At 55.0% G+C, this 18,016-nt stretch carries 15 protein-coding genes and 1 other RNA gene; 9 read left to right on the forward strand and 7 right to left on the reverse strand.

Annotated elements, in window-relative coordinates; genetic code table 11:
- Nucleotides 1–131: 131 nt before the first annotated feature.
- The 5 genes from putP (at nt 132) to phoH (ending at nt 6,460) form a co-directional block, all read left to right on the forward strand.
- A complete protein-coding gene (gene putP / locus AAIE03_RS06250) occupies nt 132–1,616 on the forward strand; it encodes a sodium/proline symporter PutP (protein ID WP_064373926.1) in 1,485 nt (494 codons plus the stop codon).
- Nucleotides 1,617–1,806: 190 nt separating this feature from the next.
- Nucleotides 1,807–2,634: an iron uptake transporter permease EfeU gene (efeU, locus tag AAIE03_RS06255; RefSeq protein ID WP_013026128.1), complete on the forward strand. Its 828-nt coding sequence runs from the start codon at nt 1,807–1,809 to the stop codon at nt 2,632–2,634.
- A 49-nt stretch (nt 2,635–2,683) separates the two neighbouring features.
- The gene (gene efeO, locus AAIE03_RS06260; protein ID WP_210511776.1) at nt 2,684–3,805 is read left to right on the forward strand and encodes an iron uptake system protein EfeO; all 1,122 of its coding nucleotides are present in this window, start codon (nt 2,684–2,686) and stop codon (nt 3,803–3,805) included.
- Nucleotides 3,805–5,094 (forward strand): iron uptake transporter deferrochelatase/peroxidase subunit, encoded by a 1,290-nt coding sequence (gene efeB / locus AAIE03_RS06265; RefSeq protein ID WP_014605589.1) that lies wholly within the window; start codon nt 3,805–3,807, stop codon nt 5,092–5,094. Before efeO ends, efeB begins: the two co-directional genes overlap by 1 nt.
- Before the next feature lie 577 nt (nt 5,095–5,671).
- Nucleotides 5,672–6,460 carry a phosphate starvation-inducible protein PhoH gene (gene phoH / locus AAIE03_RS06270; protein WP_013026125.1) on the forward strand — a complete coding sequence of 263 codons (789 nt, stop codon included), beginning with the start codon at nt 5,672–5,674 and terminating at the stop codon, nt 6,458–6,460.
- A gap of 68 nt (nt 6,461–6,528) precedes the next feature.
- On the opposite strand, the gene AAIE03_RS06275 is transcribed toward phoH, so the two are convergent.
- The 6 genes from AAIE03_RS06275 to AAIE03_RS06300 all read right to left on the reverse strand — a co-directional run bounded on the left by AAIE03_RS06275 (nt 6,529) and on the right by AAIE03_RS06300 (nt 13,751).
- Nucleotides 6,529–7,731, reverse strand: coding sequence for an acyl-CoA dehydrogenase family protein (locus AAIE03_RS06275; RefSeq protein WP_498562875.1), 1,203 nt, complete (start codon nt 7,729–7,731; stop codon nt 6,529–6,531).
- Nucleotides 7,724–9,184, reverse strand: a complete 1,461-nt coding sequence (locus tag AAIE03_RS06280; RefSeq protein WP_498562876.1) for an MFS transporter — start codon at nt 9,182–9,184, stop codon at nt 7,724–7,726. Before AAIE03_RS06280 ends, AAIE03_RS06275 begins: the two co-directional genes overlap by 8 nt.
- Before the next feature lie 233 nt (nt 9,185–9,417).
- The gene (locus tag AAIE03_RS06285; protein WP_013026122.1) at nt 9,418–10,827 is read right to left on the reverse strand and encodes an LLM class flavin-dependent oxidoreductase; all 1,410 of its coding nucleotides are present in this window, start codon (nt 10,825–10,827) and stop codon (nt 9,418–9,420) included.
- Nucleotides 10,828–10,896: 69 nt separating this feature from the next.
- The gene (locus tag AAIE03_RS06290; RefSeq protein ID WP_498562877.1) at nt 10,897–12,309 is read right to left on the reverse strand and encodes an FAD/NAD(P)-binding protein; all 1,413 of its coding nucleotides are present in this window, start codon (nt 12,307–12,309) and stop codon (nt 10,897–10,899) included.
- Nucleotides 12,310–12,324: 15 nt separating this feature from the next.
- A complete protein-coding gene (gene ssuD, locus AAIE03_RS06295; protein ID WP_013026120.1) occupies nt 12,325–13,497 on the reverse strand; it encodes an FMNH2-dependent alkanesulfonate monooxygenase in 1,173 nt (390 codons plus the stop codon).
- A 101-nt stretch (nt 13,498–13,598) separates the two neighbouring features.
- Nucleotides 13,599–13,751, reverse strand: a complete 153-nt coding sequence (locus tag AAIE03_RS06300; RefSeq protein ID WP_370606670.1) for a hypothetical protein — start codon at nt 13,749–13,751, stop codon at nt 13,599–13,601.
- Between the two features lie 20 nt (nt 13,752–13,771).
- Here AAIE03_RS06300 and AAIE03_RS06305 point away from each other — a divergent pair, with 20 nt between their 5' ends.
- The 4 genes from AAIE03_RS06305 (at nt 13,772) to AAIE03_RS06320 (ending at nt 17,760) form a co-directional block, all read left to right on the forward strand.
- The gene (locus AAIE03_RS06305) at nt 13,772–15,658 is read left to right on the forward strand and encodes an aliphatic sulfonate ABC transporter substrate-binding protein (protein ID WP_072138116.1); all 1,887 of its coding nucleotides are present in this window, start codon (nt 13,772–13,774) and stop codon (nt 15,656–15,658) included.
- 94 nt (nt 15,659–15,752) lie between these two features.
- On the forward strand, nt 15,753–16,700 hold the full coding sequence (locus tag AAIE03_RS06310) for a sulfonate ABC transporter substrate-binding protein (RefSeq protein WP_015700094.1): 948 nt from the start codon (nt 15,753–15,755) through the stop codon (nt 16,698–16,700).
- A 324-nt stretch (nt 16,701–17,024) separates the two neighbouring features.
- Nucleotides 17,025–17,417 carry a type II toxin-antitoxin system RelE/ParE family toxin gene (locus AAIE03_RS06315; protein WP_089517249.1) on the forward strand — a complete coding sequence of 131 codons (393 nt, stop codon included), beginning with the start codon at nt 17,025–17,027 and terminating at the stop codon, nt 17,415–17,417.
- The gene (locus tag AAIE03_RS06320; RefSeq protein ID WP_089517250.1) at nt 17,407–17,760 is read left to right on the forward strand and encodes a helix-turn-helix domain-containing protein; all 354 of its coding nucleotides are present in this window, start codon (nt 17,407–17,409) and stop codon (nt 17,758–17,760) included. The genes AAIE03_RS06315 and AAIE03_RS06320 overlap by 11 nt, the downstream gene beginning before the upstream one ends.
- A gap of 90 nt (nt 17,761–17,850) precedes the next feature.
- Here AAIE03_RS06320 and AAIE03_RS06325 read toward each other — a convergent pair.
- A non-coding RNA gene (locus AAIE03_RS06325) (RtT sRNA) lies at nt 17,851–17,975 on the reverse strand.
- Nucleotides 17,976–18,016: the final 41 nt, after the last annotated feature.

Raw genomic sequence — 18,016 nt, forward strand, 5'->3', positions numbered from 1 at the left:
CTTTACGGCAGGATACCGCGCCTTAAGGGAAATCGCTTTCTCTTGATGCGGTAACAGCCTGACGCCTTCACGTTCCGAGGGGGGCAGGAAAAAGATTTCTCTCAAGAGATCGGATAATAACGGAGAAACAAATGACAGTAAGTACGCCAATGTTGGTGACCTTTTTAATTTATATCCTTGGGATGGTGCTTATCGGTTTTATTGCCTGGCGCTCAACGAAAAACTTCGACGACTATATTCTGGGCGGGCGCAGCCTGGGCAGTGTCGTGACTGCGCTGTCCGCTGGAGCCTCCGATATGAGTGGATGGTTGCTAATGGGATTGCCGGGTGCCATTTTTCTTTCCGGTATCTCTGAAAGCTGGATCGCCATTGGCCTGATTATTGGTGCATGGTTTAACTGGAAGATTGTCGCGGGGCGCTTACGGGTTCAGACGGAACATCATGATAACGCCCTGACGCTGCCTGACTTCTTTACCAGCCGCTTTGAAGATCGCAGCAAAATCTTGCGGGTCATTTCTGCCGTGGTGATTCTGGTGTTTTTCACTATCTACTGCGCATCAGGCGTGGTGGCAGGCGCGCGTCTGTTTGAAAGCACCTTTGGTATGGATTACTCCACCGCCCTCTGGGCCGGTGCCGCCGCCACCATTCTGTATACCCTGGTGGGCGGATTCCTGGCGGTGAGCTGGACGGATACCGTTCAGGCCAGCCTGATGATCTTCGCGCTGATCCTGACGCCAGTCATCGTGGTCATCGCCGTGGGTGGCTGGAGCGATTCGATGGCGGTGATTGAGGCCAAAAATGCTGAAAACGTCGATATGTTCAAAGGCCTGAATTTCGTGGCCGTGCTGTCACTGCTGGGCTGGGGACTGGGCTATTTCGGTCAGCCTCATATCCTGGCACGTTTTATGGCGGCGGATTCACATCGTTCCATTCGTACCGCGCGCCGTATCGGCATGGCGTGGATGATTCTCTGTCTGGCGGGCGCGGTGGCCGTGGGCTTCTTTGGGATCGCCTATTTCCACAATAATCCTTCTCTGGCTGCGGGCGTTTCACAGAATGGAGAGCGCGTCTTTATTGAGCTGGCACGTATTCTGTTTAATCCGTGGATTGCCGGTATTTTATTGTCTGCCATTCTGGCGGCGGTCATGTCCACGCTCAGCTGCCAGCTGCTGGTCTGCTCCAGTGCGCTGACGGAAGATTTGTACAAAGGCTTTTTACGCAAGAATGCCAGCCAGAAAGAACTGGTTTGGGTAGGGCGCCTCATGGTGCTGCTGGTAGCGTTAGTGGCCATCGCGCTGGCGTCGAATCCCGAAAATCGGGTGTTAGGCCTGGTCAGCTATGCATGGGCCGGTTTTGGCGCGGCATTTGGACCGGTAGTCCTGTTTGGCGTGTGCTGGAAACGCATGAACCGCAATGGTGCGCTGGCGGGAATGATTGTCGGTGCGGTCACGGTACTGGTATGGAAACAGTATGGCTGGCTCGGCCTGTATGAAATCATTCCGGGCTTTATTTTTGCCAGTATCGCCATTGTGGTCTTCAGCCTGGCAGGCCGTGAACCTTCTGCAGCGGCCATTGAACGCTTCGATGCTGCCGAGACAGAATTCCAGACTAAATAAGGCGTGAACGTGTTGAAAAGCCTGCCCTGTAAAGGGTGGGTTTTTTTTTGGCCTGCGTCTGGCACAGACAGTTACGAAATTATTTCACGGAGGAACTTGTTTTTTTCTGAGTGGTAATGATAATCGGTATCGTTCGTTTTTACGTAAATTTACGTCCCATTGACGCTGCTTAACATTCAAGAGGTCGACGATGTTCGTTCCCTTTCTCATCATGCTGCGTGAAGGCCTGGAGGCAGCGCTCATCGTGAGCCTTATTGCCAGCTACCTGAAAAGGACGCAGCGCACACAATGGTTCCCTGCCATGTGGGCGGGTGTGTTTATTGCCGCTGCGCTTTGCCTTGCGCTGGGCATCGTCATTAACCAGACCACAGGGGAGTTTCCTCAGAAGCAGCAAGAGCTTTTTGAAGGCATTGTTGCGGTGGTCGCGGTCGTCATCCTGACCTCAATGGTGTTCTGGATGCGCCGGGTGGCGCGCAATATCAAGCTGGAACTGGAGCAGGCGGTCGATCAGGCTTTACAGAAATCAGCCGGGGGCGGCCTGGCCCTGGTCCTGATGGTGTTTCTTGCCGTCGCCCGGGAAGGGCTGGAGTCAGTGTTCTTTTTACTGGCCGCCTTCACTCAGGACGTCGGTTATGCGCCGCCGCTGGGTGCCGTGCTTGGCCTGGCGACGGCCGTTGTGCTGGGCATGTTGATCTACTGGGGCGGGGTTCGTCTGAATATGGCGCACTTTTTCCGCTGGACCAGCCTTTTTATTCTTCTGGTGGCCGCGGGGCTGGCAGCTGGCGCTATCCGTGCCTTTCATGAAGCCGGGCTGTGGAACCATTTTCAGCAGGTGGCGTTCGATATGAGTAACACCTTATCGACCCATTCACTGTTTGGCACGCTGCTTGAAGGCATTCTGGGTTATCAGGAAGCCCCCAGCGTAAGTGAAGTGGCCGTCTGGCTGCTTTATTTGATTCCGGCATTATTACTGTTTGTTATGCCTGCACGTGCTGGAACCTCAGCCGCTGCGCGCTAACGCGTTTACCAGGCGCGTCAGGCGCGCCTCTGACTGAATAGGGAAAAATATGAAGAAGCGTTTTCGTCGTCACGCGGTGCTGGCTTCGCTGCTGGCGGTTTCCGGCTCCACACTGGCTGCAGCCATTCCACAGGTTAGCGTGAGTGTCACGGACAAGCAGTGTGAACCGATGTCACTGACGGTTCAGGCGGGCAAGACTCAGTTTCTAATCAAAAACAACAGCCAAAAGGCGCTGGAATGGGAAATCCTTAAAGGGGTGATGGTGGTTGAGGAGCGCGAAAATATTGCGCCCGGCTTCAGTCAAAAACTGACCGCCAACCTTGAAGCGGGCGAATATGAAATGACCTGCGGCCTGCTGACGAACCCGAAAGGCAAGCTGATTGTCCAGGGCGGCGCGGGCAAAAACGTGCAGAAAGGTAAAACAGAACTGATGCAGCTGGCGGGTCCAATTAACGCCTACAAAGCCTACGTGACGGACGAAGTCAACCAGCTGGTGGCGGGAACCCAGGCCTTTACGGATGCGGTGAAAGCCGGAGATATCGAAAAAGCCAAAGCGCTGTTTGCCCCCACGCGCCAGCATTACGAACGTATAGAGCCGATAGCTGAGCTGTTCTCCGATCTGGATGGTCGCATTGACTCCCGTGAAGATGATTATGAGAAAAAGGCTGAAGACCCGAAATTCACCGGTTTTCACCGGCTTGAGAAAGCGTTGTTTGCCGATAATAGCACCAAAGATATGGCGGGCTATGCCGAGCAGTTAAACAACGACGTGCGCGATTTGCAGAAACGCGTTAGCGAGTTGGCGTTCCCACCGGCCAAGGTCGTGGGCGGCGCCGCAGGGCTGATCGAAGAAGTGGCTTCCAGTAAAATCTCCGGCGAAGAAGATCGTTACAGCCGTACCGACCTGTGGGATTTCCGGGCGAACGTGGATGGCGCGCAAAAAATTGTCGAGCTGTTGCGCCCCGTCCTGAAGCAGGCAAATCCAGCGCTTCTGGCAAAAGTGGATGCCAATTTCGCGAAAGTTGACGAGATTCTGGATAAATACCGCAGCGGTCAGGGTTATGAATCGTATGAAAAACTGACGCCAGCCGATCGAACCGCGCTGAAAGGGCCGATTACTGCCCTGGCGGAAGATCTTTCTCTGCTGCGTGGCACCTTAGGCCTGGATTGATGATGGATAAGGATAAGGCGTTAAGCCAGCCATCGCGCCGCCGTTTATTGAAAGGACTGGGAATGCTGGGCGGCGCGGCGGCCGTCAGCGGTGGGTGCCCGTTTCATGCCGCGGCCGCCGAAAACCCGGACAGCTTTTCGCCCGGCACGGTAACGCCGAACGCGCGTCAGCAAGTGCAGCCCTTTTATGGCGTGCATCAATCCGGCATTACGACGCCACAGCAGGCGTCAATGATGCTGGTCGCGTTCGATGTGCTGACCCGCGATAAGCAGGAACTGCAGCGTTTGTTCAAACTGCTTACGCAGCGCATCGCGTTTCTGACCCGGGGCGGGATGGCGCCCGCGGTGACCAACCCACAGCTGCCGCCGCTGGATTCAGGCATTCTGGGGGCCGAGATTGCCCCGGACAACCTGACGATGACGGTTTCCGTCGGTCATTCCCTGTTTGATTCGCGCTTTGGTCTGGCGGCGCTTAAGCCGGCCAAACTGCAGGCCATGAGCCGTTTCCCTAACGACTCTCTGGATGCAAATCAGTGCCACGGCGATCTGCTGTTGCAAATCTGTGCTAACACGCAGGACACGGTGATTCATGCACTCCGTGATGTGGTGAAACATACGCCCGATTTGCTCGGCATTCGCTGGCGACGGGAAGGGTTTATTTCAGATCATGCCGCGCGCAGCGCGGGAAAAGAAACGCCCATTAATCTGCTGGGTTTTAAAGACGGCACGGCCAATCCCGATACGCATAACATGGCGTTGATGGATAAGCTGCTGTGGGTAACGGAAGAGCAGGCGGAACCCGCGTGGGCCCGTCACGGCAGTTATCAGGCAGTAAGGTTGATCCGTTTTCATGTGGAAATGTGGGATCGCACGCCATTGGGTGAGCAACAAACGATCTTTGGTCGCGAGAAATTAAGCGGCGCACCACTGGGCATGAAAAACGAGCACGACGTGCCGGATTATCGCCAGGATCCTGATGGCGATGTCATTGCGTTGGATGCGCATATTCGGCTGGCGAACCCGCGCACGCCTGCGACCGAAAGCAGCCTGATGCTGCGCCGGGGCTACAGTTATTCTGCGGGTATTTCAGCGTCAGGCCAGATGGAAATGGGCTTGCTGTTTGTTTGTTATCAACATGATTTAGAATTGGGTTTTCTGACCGTACAAAACCGTCTGAATGGTGAAGCGCTGGAAGAGTATATACGTCCCTTTGGCGGCGGATACTTTTTTGTATTACCCGGCGTTATCAATGAAAATCATTATTTGGGCCAGTCCTTACTTGAAAGCTGATTAAATTTTAATCACGGCATTCTGTGCCTGACCGCCCAGTGTGCCGTATTTCTGTCTCAGGTTTTTTATCTCCCGCCTGTTTTTTCGCGCTCCGTTTTAAACCGTTGATGCCGCATTGAAAAATAAACTAACTCTCTGTAATACTTGCGTAATTTAATTTAAGTAAGGTTTGCGATAACGCACGGTTGAATATTTATTTTTCAATAAAGTGAAAATACTGTTGCAAAATACCAATAAGATGGTTCACTTTACTATGAAAGCGTAATCGGGCGTGTTGATGTCTCACACTGGAGTTCGCGCATGGATAGATGTTTTTACAGCCGTTCAGCAGTAAAAAATATCGCATTTACCCGTGAGGAGGTTTCTTCCTCAACCGCTTTTACACCGCAATGTGTTTTCTCTTTTCAACCTCACTCCTTTTTTACCGGTATACGGCCTGGCTGTTTTGCTGCCGGATATCAATCGTCATGGCCTGTCACGGCTCTAAAGGAAGCCAACTGAAACCTCTAAAGCGTTCACGTAATCGCATCGGGCTTGTTGCCTGAGCGGGAAATGAAACCAACTGTAAGGTGCCACTATGGGAAGACAGAAAGCAGTGATCAAAGCGCGTCGAGAAGCAAGACGAGTGCTTCGCAATGACTCCCGCAGTCATCGTCAGCGTGAAGAAGAATCGGTCACTTCGCTGGTGCAAATGGGTGGGCTGGACTCGATTGGCATGGCGCGCGATGTGCGCGATCGTGCTCCGATTGAAGCCCGCAATGAAGCTCAGGCGCACTATCTCAACGCCATAGAATCAAAACAGCTTATCTTCGCTACCGGCGAGGCAGGCTGCGGCAAAACCTGGATTAGTGCTGCGAAAGCGGCAGAGGCCCTGATTCATAAGGATATCGACAGGATTATCGTTACGCGCCCGGTGCTGCAGGCGGATGAAGATCTGGGATTCCTTCCCGGGGATATCTCAGAAAAATTCGCCCCGTATTTCCGCCCGGTTTACGACATTCTGGTTAAACGTCTTGGCGCATCCTTTATGCAATATTGTCTGCGTCCCGAAATTGGCAAAGTTGAAATCGCGCCCTTTGCTTATATGCGCGGTCGTACCTTTGAAAATGCAGTGGTGATTCTCGATGAAGCGCAGAACGTTACCGCTGCGCAAATGAAAATGTTTCTGACCCGCCTTGGCGAAAACGTCACGGTGATTGTTAACGGCGATATAACCCAGTGCGATTTGCCCGCTGGGGTGCCTTCTGGTCTCGCGGACGCGCTGGCGCGTTTTGAAGAGGACGAGATGGTGGGCATTGTCCGTTTTGGCAAAGAGGATTGCGTGCGTTCCGCGCTGTGTCAGCGCACTTTGCATGCTTACAGCTAGCGTTCGATTGAGTCATGTAGCGACCAAAACCCGGCTTCGGCCGGGTTTTTTATCTCCGTGATGGGGCGCTATTCGCCGCTGCCGATTTGCCAGATAAAGGTAGGATCGCGCCCGTTGACTTCCCAGTCGCCCACGTTACGGCTTTTATAGATCACCGGATTGTGCGAGCCAATCGTTCGGGCATTGCGCCAGTGACGGTCCAGCGCTTTACACACTCGCGTATCTGACGCGCCAAGCGCGTTAAACAGCTCACTGGCCGCACGCGTCACCCAATCCACGGCCACGACCTGCGCCTTCGCAGCCTCCACTTCTGCCTGGACGTTGGCGGCATGAATCTGCGTTTCATCTTGTCCCTGAACGTGCGTATCAAAAGCCTGTTGCAGCGCGTGCGTGGCCCGCTGCACGGCGGCATCGGTTGCCCATATCCAACTGCTGATCTGTCCCACCACCTGTAAGACCTGCACGTCCTGGCTGACCTGACGGGCATTACCGTGGCTGTAGATTCGTTTTCGGTTTGCTACGCCCTGTGACACGTCCCGCACGATAGCCCTGCCTATCCCGGCCAGCGTCGCCAGTAAGACATGCTGATAGAAGGCGGTTTGATATCGGAAGCGCTCGCTGAAATCATAGACATGGGCAGGTTCCACAACGGCCTGATGAAAACGCGTGGTTCCGCTACCGGTAAGACGTTGACCAAATCCGTCCCAGTCATCCTCTCGCACTACCGCATCCTGATGTGTACTGACCACCGCAATGACATCGCGCTGGTTGTCCGTACGCTTAGCGTAAACATCAATCCAGTCGGCATACAGCGTGCCGGTGCTGTAAAATTTTTCGCCCTCAAGCCGCCAGCCGTTGGCGGCGGGCGACACCTGCGTATTCACGTCTCCTAATCGAACGCTGCCTGTTTCACTCCAGCCGCTCCCGACAATATCACCGTCGATAAACCGATTAAACCAGCGCTGGCGCGCCTCACTGTCGGGCTGGTTAAGACGATCCTCGACAAAGGCCATGTGCGCGCGCAGCGCCTGAGGCAGGTTAGAATCCGCTTCTGCCAGCTCGGTCAGTAAGCGGAACAGTTGTGGCAGCGAGGCGCCCAATCCGCCGTTTGCTTGTGGAATACGCAGCGTGCCAAAACCCGCCGCCTTCAGCCAGCGCACCGGCTCGTGAAGCAGGGTACGATTCCGTTCGCGATCGGCAGCGCCTTCGGCGATGCGGGCAAATATGGGGCGGAAACGCGCCGCCAGTGAGGTGTAATCGGGCTCAGACATGGTGTTCTCCGTGTGTTGACTGGTCATCGATATCGTGACGAGTGGGTTCAAACCGGACGACTAACAGGAAAATGATGGGAATAAGGGCGGCCAGTGACACGATCCAGAACATATTGGTGCCATAAGCCGCCTGCAATATGGGCAGAATGAACAGCGCCAGCGCGCTCCCGATGCCCGAGACGGAACGACTAAAACCGACGCCGGTGGCCCGAATGTGCGTGGGATAGGAGAGGGCGGGATAGATCATTAACTGCGCTCCTGGCCCAAAGCCCTCAGCAAACAACCACAGCCCCAGCAGTAAAATGGCAAATACGACGCCGTAGGTTGCAACAGGATGGCCAATCAGAGCCAGTGAGATCAGCGCAATAAACTGCAGGGCAAATCCGGCAATCGCAACATGGCGTGACGGAAATCGCCAGGCCAGACGCATGCCAAGCAGGCCGCCGGTAAAGGCGAACAGCGCGTTAAGTCCTAGCGAGGCGGAGATCGTTTCAAAGACGCCCGCCCCCAGAAACTGCGCCAGGATAGAGGGCAGGAAAAAGGCGATCGCCGTATATTCGAATGAAATACAGGCGTTCATCACCGCCGCCACAACGGTGCGCTCCCGGTAAGGTTTTTGAAACAAGACGCTAAAACTGACCGTCTGGGCGACGGGTTTGGCCGCCGGCTCAGCGCGCTTATCTTCGTGCGCGTGAATGCCGTACGAATCGCGCAGGATTCGCACTGCGCCGCTTAAATCCCCCTGGTTTGCGGCCCACAGCGGAGACTCATTCATAAACCTGCTGCGCACAGCAATGATGAGCAGGGCAGGCACTGCGCCAAACAGCAATGAAGCGCGCCACAGCCAGTCGAGGTGCTCTGCAGGCAGCAGAAAGTAAAGGCCAAAAATAATCAGAAAGCACACCGAAGACGCGGCATACCACATGGGGCACCAGGCGGCGAGCCGCGACGCTTTATTCCCTTTTCCGGAAAATTTCGAAAATTCGGCCAGATAGGCCATCGCGACAGGCAAATCGATGCCCACACCAACGCCCATCAAAAAGCGCGCGCCAATCAGTACCCAGACGTTCGGCGCCAGGCCGGCCGCAATAGCGGACACCACAAAAAAAAGCATGTCCGCCATAAAGACGGAATAGCGGCCATATTTATCCGTCAGCCAGCCCCCGACCAGATTACCGACAATGGTGCCAATCATAATGGATGAGGTGACCAGTCCGGTTAATGTGGGCGTTAAGCTGAATGTTTTCACGACATCATCAATGCCGTAAGACAGGGTGGTCAGGTCGTAGGCATCCAGAAATACGCCACCTAACGCCAGAAACACGATCCAGCGTGCGTAGCTGTTTTTCTCACTTTGCGTATTAATCAACTTTGCAACGTCGCTGACGGAGCGAATGGGCGTTGAGTGAGGTAAGGGGATCGCGGCATCGTCATCGATATTTAATGTGCTCATTTTATCCTCGTTATTGTCTGTACAGGTGACGCCTTTATATGCAGGAATCGCGATGTAAACAAACAACAAAAAGTGATAACTATTACTTTAATTTCAATAAGTTAATTTGATTTTTGTAGATAAGGAAAATACCGGGTGCGCTGTGACGCATCCGGTAAAATAAGCGGGCAAGGGGACGTGATGTCAGTCTGCGCAGCGGCAGACGGGCTATCCGAACAGATCGTTAAATCCCTTCATGATGCCTCCGCAGGCACAACCCGGCCTGATACCGAGGTTGTGCGTCGATATCCTGCGCCGGGATGAGGATGTTCAAGGCGGGCGCCTTTGGCAAACAGCTTCTCTCTCAGCGTACCGGGTTGGTAATCCTGTTTATAAACGCCACGTTTTTGCAGTTCCGGCACCAGCAGATCGACAACATCAGCAAAGGTTTCATGCGTGAGGGCATAGGCCAGATTAAAGCCATCCACGTCCGTCTCCTCCACCCAGCTTTGCAGTTCATCGGCAACGGTTTCTGTGCTGCCCACCAGCAGGGGGCCAAAGCCGCCAATGCCCACCCAGTCGGCCATGTTTTGCACCGTCCATTCACGCTGCGGATCGGCTGTGGAGAAGCTCTCTACAACAGACTGAATGGCATCGGTATGCAGATGCTTAAAAACCTGATCGGGTTGGTACTGACTGAAATCGATGCCGGTCCAGCCGGAGATCAGCGCCAGTGCGCCTTCATGGCTGACATAGCGTTTGTAATCCTGCCACTTGGCCTGGGCCGCTTTATCGGTTTCCCCCACAATGACCGTTTGCATATTGAAAATCAGAATACTGCGCGGATCGCGGCCGGCCTCCTCTGCACGACGACGTATATCGGCCACGGTTTTCTTCAACAGCACTTTAGACGGCGCGGCAACAAATACGCACTCGGCGTGTTGTGCGGCGAAGGCTTTACCGCGGCTGGATGCGCCTGCCTGATACAGCACAGGCGTGCGCTGGGGCGAAGGCTCACACAGATGAATGCCCGGTACCTGGAAAAACGTTCCCTGATGATTAATGGGATGCACCTTATTGGGATCGCTGAAAATATGACGCTGGCGATCGCGTATCACGGCATCATCCTCCCAACTGCCTTCCAGCAGCTTGTATACCACCTGCAGATATTCGTCGGCGTAGTCATAACGCGCATCGTGGCTGGTTTGGCTGACCTGTCCCAGATTGCGGGCTCCGCTTTCCAGATAGGAGGTAACAATATTCCAGCCGATCCGACCTTTGGTCAGATGATCCAGCGTCGACATGCGCCGGGCAAACGGATAGGGATGCTCAAAAGAGAGTGATGCGGTCAGGCCAAAACCGAGGTGCTTTGTCACCATCGCCATCGGCGTAATCAGAGCCAGCGGGTCATTGACCGGTACCTGGGCGGCACTGCGAAGAGCAGCATCATTATTCCCGTTGAAAACATCGTAAATCCCCAAGACGTCGGCGATAAACAGGCCGTCGAACTTACCGCGTTCCAACAGGACCGCCAAATCTGTCCAGTATTCCAGATCTTTGTATTGCCACGAGCGGTCGCGAGGGTGCGCCCACAGGCCAGGTGACTGGTGACCCACACAGTTCATATCAAACGCATTAAGGCGGATTTCACGTTGTTTAGGCATAGCAAACTCCTGAGCGGATGCGGCACTGTCGGGCCGCCCACTTCGTTGGGATGAAAAAGGGGGGGTAAATTAATTAGTCAGAGAAAGGGGACATCGCTCATGACGCGTGTCATCAGTGAGGTTGAGCAACTGGCGCGCGACGGCCTCAGCATGTGTGGCAACCTGCGGCAGGCCCATTAATTCACCAAAACGTCCGCGCGCCGCAGGCCCGACCACATACAGATGAGGATTCGCCTGGCCCTGGGGGTTTAGCGTCTGTGACCGGGCATTGACATGAATTCCCAGCGCCAGCGGATCGGACTGAATAACGCCATCCTGAGCCAGCTGGTTGAGTAACGCATCGCGCTCAATCAACGCGCCATGCGCAGGACCGGTGGTGACGATGATCTTGTCCACCTCCAGCGCCTGTACGCCGCCGGAACGCGGTTGCAGGCTGAGCCTGACGGCAGAGGGCAACGCCGCCGCCGCGGTCAGTCGTGCGGCGAGCACGCTGAGTGTGCCGCTGCGTTGGTGGTGCTTTAACACCTGCCCAACCTGGGGGGCAATCCGATAACGGTGAACGTCCCACCATGGCCGCAGATGCCGCAGGAAACGCCGTTGTTCATCCAGCGACAGGCTTTGCCAAATCGCCTGACCGTTGTGACGGACCTCATCGAACACCACCTGCCACGGGATGTGCCTGGCCGCCGCCTGGCGAATTTCCTGTCTGATCCGGCGTAGCCATGCGCGAACGCCCAGAGGTTTGCTGAAATCAATACCAAGATGCCAGCTGAAATTGTCCTCAGTGAGGCTGGAACGCGGAAGCTGACCGCGTCGGGAAAAGACGGTGACTGGCCCGCGATGTCCCTGACGGTCCAGGGTCGCAACCATGTCTGACATGGTTAAGCCGGTACCCACAATGGCAACCCGATCGTCAGGCGCAATCTGTGACAGGGCACCTTCCCGCCAGGGATCGGCAATCAGTGCCGGGTGAGGTGCCAGCGAAGCCAGGGCTGAGGGAAGTTGAGGCGCGGGATGGCTGATGGCCAGTACCACGATATCAGCATCGAGATGCGCACCGGATGCGGTGCTGACCGTACCTTGTCGCAGCGCAACGGCGCGGTCCTGCACATGCAACAGCTCAACAGGAGAATGCTGTTTTACTGCATCAAACTGTTCACTGACCCACTGGCCAAACTGCCTGCGCTGCGGAAAAACCGTGCCGTCGTGCCATTCAGCAGCCGGATCCCTGGCAAATGCGGCAGAGGCACGGAACCAGCGCTCAAAGCTGCCTTCCTCGTCGCCGGCGAGTTGCATACGCGAGGCGGGGACGTTGGTGCGATGCGCCGGATCGGTGGTCGAGTAAGCTACGCCCTGGGCCAGCTGCGCGCGGGGTTCGATGACCGTTACGCGCAGGCCCGGGCCGCCCAGACGACCAAGATGAACGGCCAGCGCCGTTCCGCTGAATCCTCCACCCACAATGACAATATGCTGCTCGGACATACACTGCCTCTCTGATTAGCTTGCACTGGCCTGTTTTTCGGGACGACGGTCGCCTCCGATGGTTTCGCCAAAAGGACCGGTATTAACCGTGCGCTGTTTATTTCCCGCAGGGGTTGAAAGCGGCAACAGCGGCATCAGCAAATCGGCAACCCGGTGTGCTTCTTCGAGATGCGGATAACCGGACAGAATAAAGTTATCAATGCCCAGCGCCTGGTATTCCCGAATCCGTTCCGCGACCTGCTGCGGATTTCCCACCAACGCGGTACCCGCGCCGCCGCGTACCAGACCGACGCCAGCCCATAAGTTGGGACCGATGCGCAGTCCATCACGCGAGCCACCGTGGAGTGCGCTCATGCGAGCCTGTCCGGTCGAATCCATTCTGGCAAAGATTTTCTGGGCGGCGGCGATGGTGTCTTCATCCAGATGTGCGATCAGCTTATCCGCCGCGGCCCAGGCTTCTTCCTCGGTTTCCCGCACGATGACGTGCAGACGAATACCGTAGGAAAGCGTCCTGCCGCGTTCCTCTGCGCGCTTCCGCACCCCTTCAAGTTTAGCGGCAACCTGCGCTAAGGGTTCGCCCCAGGTCAGATAGGTATCAACCTGACGGGCTGCAACGTCAACCGCTTCATCGGATGAGCCACCGAAATAAAGCGGTGGACCTTCGGCCTGTACCGGTGGAAAGAGAATTTCAGCCCCTTCCACGTGAATATGTTCCCCGTGATAGTCCACTTTCTCTCCTTTAAGCAGGCGGGAATAGACATCAAGAAACTCACGGGTGACCTGATAACGTTCTGCGTGGCTGAGAAAAATGCCGTCGCCCTTGTTTTCAACCGGATCGCCGCCGGTCACCACATTGATCAGCAAACGTCCTTCAGACAGACGATCCAGCGTAGCCGCCATGCGGGCCGCCAGGCTGGGTGGCTGCAATCCCGGCCGGACGGCTACCAGATAACGAAGCTGTTTGGTAATCGGCACCAGCGCAGAGGCTACCAGCCAGGCATCTTCGCAGCTTTTTCCGGTGGGAATTAAAACGCCATAGAAACCCAGATTATCGGCAGCAAGGGCTACCTGTTGCAGATAGGGCAGGTCTACCGCTCTGCCGCCTTGGGTAGTTCCCAAATAACGCCCGTCACCATGCGTCGGTAAGAACCAAAAAAGATTGATGTTTTTTTCAGCGGTATCAGGCATTAGCAGATTCCTTTATAACGATATTTGAAATTGGCAATTAGAAAATTCATTTTCAGTTATATAGCCTTAAGCAGGATACGTGCCAACAGGTTAAGTGTTTTTTATTTTTTAATATCAATAAGATAGGTTTTTATTGCGACGGCGGGCACTGCTGCAAATGCAGCAATGTGTGACGGATACTGCTGTATTTGCAGCAATTCACGCTGGGCAGCGGCTCGTTTCTGGCCGCAACAAGGGATATCTTTAGCGCTCATTCACTCAGCAGGAACGCGCTATGCAGCACGCTGGCCCCGATTTAATTGACCCTGCTTCCCTGGCGTTCAGGCATATTCTGGATCAGCTGGCGCCCACGGATGCGACCGTATTAATCATTGGTGAAACCGGCACGGGCAAAGAGGTGATGGCGCGCTATCTGCATCATCACAGCCCGCGCCGCCATGCGCCCTTTATGGCAGTGAACTGCGGTGCGCTAACGGAGAGCCTGGCAGAATCAGAACTCTTTGGTCATGAGAAGGGGGCATTTACCGGCGCGACCGACCGTCATCGTGGCTGGTTTGAGGCCGCGCAGGGCGGGACGTTACTGCTGGATGAAATCGGCGAGCTGAGCCTGCCCCTTCAGGTCAAACTGCTTCGCGTACTGCAGGAAAGGGAAATTACCCGCGTGGGATCTTCTCGCGCAGTAAAGGTTGACGTCCGGGTGATTGCCGCGACGAACCGCGATCTGACGACTGCGATAGCCGAGCGGCGGTTTCGCGAGGATCTCTACTACCGGCTAAACGTCGCCAGCGTTGCCTTGCCGCCGCTGCGCCAGCGGTGTGAGGATATCCCGGTTCTGGCTAACTATTTTCTGCAAAGCTATGCGCGCCGATTGGGGCGACCGCAGCTGCGCCTGAGCGACGAGGCAATGGAAACGCTCAAGGCCCATTCCTGGCCAGGGAATATACGGGAACTGGAAAATACATTACACAATGCGGTGCTGCTCTGTGAAACACCGCAGGTAGAACCACAACAGCTGCGGCTGGGCACGGTGACGGGCACGGGGCGGGTACAAAAGCAGGATGCGCTTGATGACTTTATTCGCCAGCAGATCCAGTGCAGTGACACGCCACTTTATCCCCGCGTCATTGAGGCACTGGTGAGAAATGCCTATGAACTAAGCCAGGGCAACCAGTTACAGGCCGCGGCGTTGCTGGGGATTAGCCGTAACAGCCTGCGTACGCATCTTGGCCATTACGGCATCATCAAGCCGCGTCGCAGCCTGACGTCAACCCTTCGCACCGCGTCAACAACGGGCGCGCAGGAGCGCGAGTTGCGCATTGGTTATCAAAAGTTTGGCAACCTTGGCATCCTCAAAGCGCGCCAGCAGCTTGAACAGCAGCTGGCCGGGCAAAACGTCAGCATCCTGTGGAGCGAATTTCCCGCCGGGCCTCAGCTGCTGCACGCGCTGAGCCATCGGGAAATTGATTTTGGCACCACCGGCGAAGTGCCGCCGTTATTTGCCCAGGCCAGTCACTGTTCTCTGGTGTACGTTGCCTGGGAGCCGCCCGCGCCACAAAGCGTGGCGCTGCTGGTGGCTAAGCACAGTCAGATAAACCAGATGGCAGACTTAAGAGGCAAACGTATTGCCGTAAATAAAGGTTCCAACGTGCATTTTCTGCTGCTGCAAATCCTTGATGAGGCGGGGATGACGCCAGAGGACGTGCGGATTGTGTACGCGCCGCCTAAATACCCGCTCACGCCCAGCGATCTGAATGCCGTTGATGCATGGATGATGTGGGATCCTCTGCTGAGCGAGGCAGAAAAAGGGGAACAGCTCCGGGTCATTGCCGACGGCGTAGGGCGGGTGAATAACCATCAGTTCTATCTTGCCGATCGCCACTTCGCGAACCAGTCTCCAGACCTTTTAGAAATACTGGTAACCGCGCTGGAGCAGACGGGGCGCTACATTGATGCCCATCCTAAAGAGGCCGCCGGGCTGCTGGCCGGGGAGCTGGGGATGTCTGATCGCGCGCTGCGCCTGGCGCTGGCCCGGCGGAGCCACCAGACGCAACCAATGAATCTGGCGATCATTCGTGAGCAGCAAAGAATCGCGGATCGTTTCTACGCGCTGGGCCTGTTTCCCCGCGCGATTAACGTACGTGACGCGGTGTGGTCGCAATGACGTTTTATGACTAAAGATAGAAGTTTTACGCATTAAGGCGTTGAGGCCTGATTTGCTATGTTGCGCTGACGACAACACCACTCAGGAAAGAGACATGAAAAAAATCATATTCAGCGCACTGCTTGCGGTCGCGCACATTAGCAGCATCGTGACGGCACACGCAGAAGAGAAACCCAGGGTAGTGAATATCGGTTTTCAGAAAGCCAACATTTTTGCCTTACTGAAATACCGGGGCACGCTCGACAGTGAATTCAAAAAGCAGGGGATTGCCGTGCACTGGGTGGAATTTCCGGCGGGACCGCAAATGCTGGAAGGGCTCAACATAGGCAGCATCGATCTGGCCGCAACGGGTGATGCGCCGCCAACTTTTGCACAAGCCGCGCAGGCTGACCTGGTTTATCTGGGCCATTCACCGGCAAATCCACAAACCGAAGCCATAGTGGTGCCTGCGGATTCGACGATAAAAAGTGTCAAGGATTTAAAAGGCAAGCGCGTCGCCCTGAACAAGGGATCGGATGTGAATTATCTTCTGGTATCAGCCCTTGAGCAGGCGGGGCTAAAATACAAGGATATCACGCCGGTTTATCTTCCTCCTGCCGATGCGCGAGCGGCTTTCCAGCGAGGCGCTGTAGATGCATGGGTCATCTGGGACCCTTACCTGGCGGAAGTAGAAACCACCGCCGGCGCGCGGCTGCTTAAAAATGCCGAGGGGCTGGTACCGCACTACACCTTTTATCTGGCCAGCCGCAAATTTGCGGAAGGTCATCCAGACGAGGCCAAAGAGGTTCTTTCAGAGCTGCAAAAGCTGAGCAGCTGGGCCAATAAAAACCAGGGCGAAGCCGCGAAAATTCTGTCTGGCTCGACTGGCCTGCCCGAACCTATCTGGCAGCGCGCGCTGGCAAGAATGCCCTTAGGGGCCGAGCGCATGACGCCGGATGTTTTCAAAGAGCAGCAGGCACTGGCAGATAAATTTACACAAATCGGTTTATTGCCGGTGAAGGTCGATGTCCGCAGCGCGACATGGTCGCTGGATAAAAAGTAACGGGTGAATGTGTTAAAGGGCCTGCCGGGTAAACCGGCAGGCCTTTTGTATTGGTAGGGGATACATTTCGTAGCGCGTAATTTTTTGGGGAGCGGCTCGCACTTCGCGTACGCAAGGCGTGAACAGGTGAGTGGGGAATCTGAATCGCTGATAGTGTGGGCGGGTGTTATTCATGGCCAGCGGTAATGGCGATGCGCACCGATTGGATTTCTTGCTTTTTTACAAATAGCTTTAGATCCATTTGGACGTAAGACCAGGGGCCTTTGGCTTGTGAAGTGTAGTAATCATTACTATAATTCTCGCCATAACGAAAAGGGACTTTTCATGGGTTTTACGCTTTATGTTCATAAACGTTTTGACAGAGTGTTTAAAAAAACGCGTCTGACAGACAGCGTCCTGTGTTACGCAGCAGGTGACGTTTTTACTGGCGTGTTTGAGGCTGACTTAGGCGGTGGCGTTATTAAAAAGCGTCTTGCTCTTCACCAAGGCAAGCGTGGCGGCGCGCGAACGGTCATCTTCTTCAGACAAGGCACCAACCTGGTTTATTACGATGGATGGGTTAAAAACTTGTCGAGGAAATACGCTAAAGAAATCGATGAAGATCAGCTGGATACCTACAGGGATGTGGCAAGAATGTTTTTCCGTGCAAATAGTGAAGTGATGAGCCTGCTCGTCAGAAGCGGAATGGTCAGAGAGGTTAAATGTAATGAAAACTGAACCCGCCGAATTGAGTGAACTACTTGAAGATGCGAAAGCGTTTCACGCGTTAGGACTGGCAACAGATGAAGAATTGGAGTCCATAGCAAAGCGCGCAAAAAATCGTGAACTCCGTGCCCGTATTGCATCAGTAAAGCCCATGACAGCAAATGAAATCAAAGACGTGCGCATGCGTTGGGGAATGTCGCAATCGCTTGTGGCGCTCTCATTTGGCATGACGGTCGATAGCGTATCGAAATGGGAGCGAGGTGAAATCACACCGAGCCCACCGGTGATGCGGATGCTACAACTCCTTCGCGATAACGGCCCTGAACTCTTTACCTCTAAGCATCAAGGTATCTAGACGCCGAACCCCGGTCGGGGCTTCTTATCCCCCTCGGCGGAGAATATGTAAAAAAAAGCCTGAACGTGAGTTCAGGCTCTTCTTTGAAGATGGCGGTGAGAGGGGGATTCACTCGCTGCGCTCGCCCTTCGGGTGGCCTTGCGGCCATGCAAAACGGCGGGCCGTTTTGTCGAACCCCGGTCGGGGCTTCTCATCCCCCTCGGCGGAGAATATATAAAAAAAAGCCTGAACGTGAGTTCAGGCTCTTCTTTGAATA

The organism is Pantoea sp. Ae19-2, from assembly GCF_059801205.1.

What these genes read in the sequence shown, in the direction of transcription:
- putP (WP_064373926.1), top strand. Translation starts at nt 132, where the DNA reads ATGACAGTAAGTACGCCAATGTTGGTGACCTTTTTAATTTATATCCTT.
- efeU (WP_013026128.1), top strand. Translation starts at nt 1,807, where the DNA reads ATGTTCGTTCCCTTTCTCATCATGCTGCGTGAAGGCCTGGAGGCAGCG.
- efeO (WP_210511776.1), top strand. Translation starts at nt 2,684, where the DNA reads ATGAAGAAGCGTTTTCGTCGTCACGCGGTGCTGGCTTCGCTGCTGGCG.
- efeB (WP_014605589.1), top strand. Translation starts at nt 3,805, where the DNA reads ATGATGGATAAGGATAAGGCGTTAAGCCAGCCATCGCGCCGCCGTTTA.
- phoH (WP_013026125.1), top strand. Translation starts at nt 5,672, where the DNA reads ATGGGAAGACAGAAAGCAGTGATCAAAGCGCGTCGAGAAGCAAGACGA.
- AAIE03_RS06275 (WP_498562875.1), bottom strand. Translation starts at nt 7,731, where the DNA reads ATGTCTGAGCCCGATTACACCTCACTGGCGGCGCGTTTCCGCCCCATA.
- AAIE03_RS06280 (WP_498562876.1), bottom strand. Translation starts at nt 9,184, where the DNA reads ATGAGCACATTAAATATCGATGACGATGCCGCGATCCCCTTACCTCAC.
- AAIE03_RS06285 (WP_013026122.1), bottom strand. Translation starts at nt 10,827, where the DNA reads ATGCCTAAACAACGTGAAATCCGCCTTAATGCGTTTGATATGAACTGT.
- AAIE03_RS06290 (WP_498562877.1), bottom strand. Translation starts at nt 12,309, where the DNA reads ATGTCCGAGCAGCATATTGTCATTGTGGGTGGAGGATTCAGCGGAACG.
- ssuD (WP_013026120.1), bottom strand. Translation starts at nt 13,497, where the DNA reads ATGCCTGATACCGCTGAAAAAAACATCAATCTTTTTTGGTTCTTACCG.
- AAIE03_RS06300 (WP_370606670.1), bottom strand. Translation starts at nt 13,751, where the DNA reads ATGAGCGCTAAAGATATCCCTTGTTGCGGCCAGAAACGAGCCGCTGCC.
- AAIE03_RS06305 (WP_072138116.1), top strand. Translation starts at nt 13,772, where the DNA reads ATGCAGCACGCTGGCCCCGATTTAATTGACCCTGCTTCCCTGGCGTTC.
- AAIE03_RS06310 (WP_015700094.1), top strand. Translation starts at nt 15,753, where the DNA reads ATGAAAAAAATCATATTCAGCGCACTGCTTGCGGTCGCGCACATTAGC.
- AAIE03_RS06315 (WP_089517249.1), top strand. Translation starts at nt 17,025, where the DNA reads ATGGGTTTTACGCTTTATGTTCATAAACGTTTTGACAGAGTGTTTAAA.
- AAIE03_RS06320 (WP_089517250.1), top strand. Translation starts at nt 17,407, where the DNA reads ATGAAAACTGAACCCGCCGAATTGAGTGAACTACTTGAAGATGCGAAA.